This window comes from uncultured Gimesia sp. (assembly GCF_937910335.1).
Lineage (GTDB): Bacteria > Planctomycetota > Planctomycetia > Planctomycetales > Planctomycetaceae > Gimesia.
Window position 1 is genome coordinate 1 of the sequence record NZ_CALEMX010000262.1, and the last position, 3,149, is coordinate 3,149.

Below are 3,149 nucleotides of genomic sequence, written 5' to 3' on the forward strand. Positions count from 1 at the left end.
CCGAAGTATTAAGGCTTTGTCCACAGTCGGAGGAATTGATGGCGCGAGTCACTTCTTTCGATGAGTTAACCTTTACCACATATCGTAGTGTATTCATGAAATCCTGCTGGTCAGACCGCATCATCTTTCTAGGAGACGCCGGTCATCCCACAAGTCCGCATTTAGGGCAGGGGGCCAATCTCGCACTTGAAGATGTCTGGACTTTTTCAGAATGTCTGAAGCAGAAGACAGAATTTCAATCAGCCTGTTTACTTTATGAATCGCTTCGGAAACACAAACTCCGCTATTATCAGCGGCTGACACACTGGTTGACTCCCTTTTTTCAATCGGAGGGAAACATGAAAGGCTGGGGACGTGATATATTCTTGCCTATCATGAGTCAAACTCCGTTATTACGATCACAAATGTTGAAGACCCTTTGTGGTTTTAAAACGGGATGGACAAAAAGTGAATTTCACAAAACCGAATTATGACTTTGTCTTTGCTGTGCCTTTTGTTAAGAATAAGTGGATTACCAATCCCAGGAAAAGTCCAGCTATTACCATAATCCAGAATGGGTAAGGGGTTGAGTACCGCTCAAATCCGTGACGAAAATTAGAGCCGAAGATGGTGCTGAGAGTGGCAATGGGGAAAAAATAAGCTATCAGTAAATTCAGGCGATGAGCGGATAGCTCAATCCGAGCAGAAGCCTGGGACTGTTCTTCTGCCTGTTTTGCGATAATAAATTCTAACGCATTTTTTGCATCTTGAATTAAGAGTTCAGCAGTTCGTTCCAATCGATAGGCACTATCACGCAAATCGATCAGCAATTTATCTTCAGGAATTGCTTCGCGCGCCATCTGTAAGGCTTGTGTTGTATGGCATAAAGCGCGGTAAACGGGGTTCAGCTGGTTTAAAACTTCAAGATATTCCAATGAGTTCGTCGCCTGATCCAGTTTTTCATCCAGGTCTTCCAGTAATAGTTGATATTCCTCAAGATGACGGTTTAAAGCATCTGGTCCCCCTTTTAAATCAGAACTATGCCAGTTTAAATCAGGTTCTCTCCAGAAAAAACGTCCTTTGCGATACATGTCTTCAGGCCCCGGAGGCGCATGTAGAATAATTAACAGGTGTTTTTCTGCTACCATTGTCCGCTGTCGGCCAACCTGCTGACCGAGGCGATTGACAATTTCTGCAGGGACATTCCATGTTGCAGGTATGAGAGAAGATTCATGCATCTTTCGATCCAATCGCTTTTTACAGGAAATGAGAATTGCAATTCAAGTGTTTTTATTTGTAGTATGCGTATAAATCAAGATGAATAGAATTCGCAAAAGTGAAGATTCATCGATTCTTTGAGACAAATCTGTCTTGTTTGAGACTAAAGGGAGTACTGTGAACGAATTCCACGCAAGATTACTTTATCTGAAATATCCTGGTTTGCTTTGCTCTTTAATCATGATTGCTGGTTGTAATGCGCCTCCTCCTTCTCCTGCCATGAAACCACCTACGGTTACGGTAGCTGAGCCAGTTCAAAAGACTGTTGTCTTCAATGCCGATTTTACCGGAAGACTGGCATCAGTGGCATCCGTTGAAATTCGGGCACGTGCAGATGGGATTCTCGAAAAAATAGACTTCAAACCAGGTTCGTTGGTAAAAAAAGATGAACTGTTATTTGAGATCGAGCGGGATCAATACCAGGCTACTTTAGATAAATCCAATGCAGCATTGAAAGCCAGTCAGGCACAGTTAAAAGATGCGCAGGCAACATTTGAACGTTACAAGATTCTGGTGAAAAAGAAAGCTGTCACGGAGGAAGAATTCAATAACGTGACTGCGGACCGCGATAAAGCTGAAGCCAGCGTCATGGCATCGCAGGCTGATGTGGATCAGGCGCAAATCAATCTGAATTATACGAGGATCCATGCTCCGATCACGGGAGAGATCAGTCGCAACCTGGTAGACGCGGGGAACCTGGTAGGCTCGGGAGAAAATACACTTCTGACAAGCATCGTCACCATGGATCCGATCTATGTCTATTTTGATGCCAGCGAACGTTTACTTCTCGATGCTCTGAAAAAGAGACAGATTCGCATAAATGAATCCGCGAAAAATGGTAAGCAGGCAAAAGAAAAAGAACCCTTCAAAGTTTTTATCGGCTTGTCTAACGAAGAAGGGTATCCCCATGAGGGGGTGTATGATTTTGCCAATAATAAGGTTGATCCTGGAACGGGAACGATTCAACTGCGTGCAATATTTAAAAATACAGAAGGGCTGCTTTATCCTGGTGTGTATGTACGAGTTCGCGTTCCCGGTGATCCGATACCGAATGCAGTATTAGTTCACGATGTTTCAATTGGAACTGATCTGGCTGGTAAATATCTACTGGTCATTGGGAAAGAAGATCTTGTCGAACGAAGGTCGGTGGAGATAGGTCAGTTAGAAAGTAATATGCGTGTCATTTTGAAAGGAATCAAACCAGGCGAAAAATATATTTATGAAGGAATCCAGCGTGCCCGGCCTGGTCGTCCGGTAACGATAAAGAGCGAGCCTGCAGAATCGACCAAACAAAAAAAGACTGAAACTGAGACAAAGTCCAATCAAAAAGAGAAAAAACCGGCATCGGCTTCAAAGTCGGCAGGCAATTGAATTGAGTTCTTCTTTTTACTTTTATTCGCTTAACTGATACTTCAATAACGAAACGGACGACGATGTTTTCCCGGTTTTTTATCTATCATCCGATTTTTGCCAGTGTCATCTCCATTGTGATTACGATTGTTGGTGCGTTAGCACTGCCATTGTTACCGGTCGAGTTGTTTCCGGACATTACACCGCCGACGGTATCCGTGACGGCAACTTATCGAGGTGCCGATGCTCAAGTTGTTGCTGATACCGTAGCAACCCCCATCGAACAGCAGGTCAACGGGGTGGAAAACATGTTATATATGTCTTCCGCCAGTACCAGTGATGGTAATATGGCATTAACTGTCACGTTCGATGTAGGTACCGATTTGGATATGGCAAATGTCCTGGTGCAAAACCGGGTTTCCATTGCCAATCCCTCATTGCCGGAGGATGTGAAACGCGAAGGTGTGACCACCAAGAAAAAATCAACGAATATGACATTGGTGATTGCGTTGGATTCGCCCGATGAAAGTTTTGATGAACTC

The 3,149-nt window shown here is 43.9% G+C and carries 4 protein-coding genes; 3 read left to right on the forward strand and 1 reads right to left on the reverse strand.

The features are described from left to right. A partial coding sequence (locus Q0668_RS10685) for an FAD-dependent monooxygenase (RefSeq protein WP_298864061.1) occupies positions 1-473 on the forward strand: 473 nt, incomplete at its 5' end. On the opposite strand, the gene Q0668_RS10690 is transcribed toward Q0668_RS10685, so the two are convergent. Then, on the reverse strand, positions 468-1,217 hold the full coding sequence (locus tag Q0668_RS10690) for a CorA family divalent cation transporter (RefSeq protein WP_298864064.1): 750 nt from the start codon (positions 1,215-1,217) through the stop codon (positions 468-470). The genes Q0668_RS10685 and Q0668_RS10690 overlap by 6 nt on opposite strands. A 157-nt stretch (positions 1,218-1,374) precedes the next feature. Here Q0668_RS10690 and Q0668_RS10695 point away from each other — a divergent pair, with 157 nt between their 5' ends. Both Q0668_RS10695 and Q0668_RS10700 read left to right on the forward strand, forming a co-directional pair. Further along, positions 1,375-2,628 carry an efflux RND transporter periplasmic adaptor subunit gene (locus Q0668_RS10695; protein WP_298864066.1) on the forward strand — a complete coding sequence of 418 codons (1,254 nt, stop codon included), beginning with the start codon at positions 1,375-1,377 and terminating at the stop codon, positions 2,626-2,628. Between the two features lie 62 nt (positions 2,629-2,690). Beyond that, a partial coding sequence (locus tag Q0668_RS10700; protein ID WP_298864069.1) for an efflux RND transporter permease subunit occupies positions 2,691-3,149 on the forward strand: 459 nt, incomplete at its 3' end.